A 670-nucleotide genomic window follows, 5' to 3' on the forward strand; every position below is an offset into this window, starting at 1 on the left:
ACCAGAGTTTCCTACGCCTACTCTTGCATAATGCACCTCCATGGGATAATTTCTTGAAGATGCAACGAGTGCTTCCCAACAAAAAGCTGTATCCATACCTTTATTATCTTCCTTTTTTGTTTTGTTTCCTAATCCGCTACATGCCGTGCTTATACACATAGCAAAGCTAACCATTATAACTATTAGTATATATTTCATAAAACTTTATTTATTCCTTTGTTATATCAACCTTAGTATTACTCTTTATATACAAACGATCTTGGGCACCAATAGTCGTAATTCCTTTCGTTTCGAATGTAGCGTTCTCCATAATATTCCCCTTAATAGAACCTCCTACATTCAGGATTGTATCTTTGTCTATATGACTGATATGATCGCCCGCAATGTACGTATGGTTGTCTTTCCCTACATTCTGCATAGCATTTCCATTTACCGAAACTGATGAATCTTTTTCAATGCTAACAGACGATTGCTCACCAACCTGCATCGTAAAATTCTTACCCACATTTACATTCATATTCTCTGATGCATTGATGTTGACATTCTTCGTATTGACATTTACTTCTTCGGCAGAAGATATGGTGATGGTGCCATTTAGTTCGTCAACAAAGATTTTGTTGGCACGAGTTGTCTGTAGGAGGATGGTGTGGGCAGTATCGTCAAAGGTGAC

General features: G+C 37.6%; 1 protein-coding gene and 1 pseudogene. Both read right to left on the minus strand.

Annotated elements, in window-relative coordinates; translation table 11 throughout:
- Positions 1 to 198 (minus strand): annotated as a pseudogene (locus HMPREF9144_RS12575) (DUF2931 family protein); the annotation flags it as partial.
- Positions 199 to 208: 10 nt separating this feature from the next.
- Positions 209 to 670, minus strand: a 462-nt coding sequence (locus tag HMPREF9144_RS13625) for a bacteriophage T4 gp5 trimerization domain-containing protein (protein ID WP_006046531.1), incomplete at its 5' end; no start/stop codon positions are given.

The sequence above is a fragment of the Prevotella pallens ATCC 700821 genome (assembly GCF_000220255.1).
Lineage (GTDB): Bacteria > Bacteroidota > Bacteroidia > Bacteroidales > Bacteroidaceae > Prevotella > Prevotella pallens.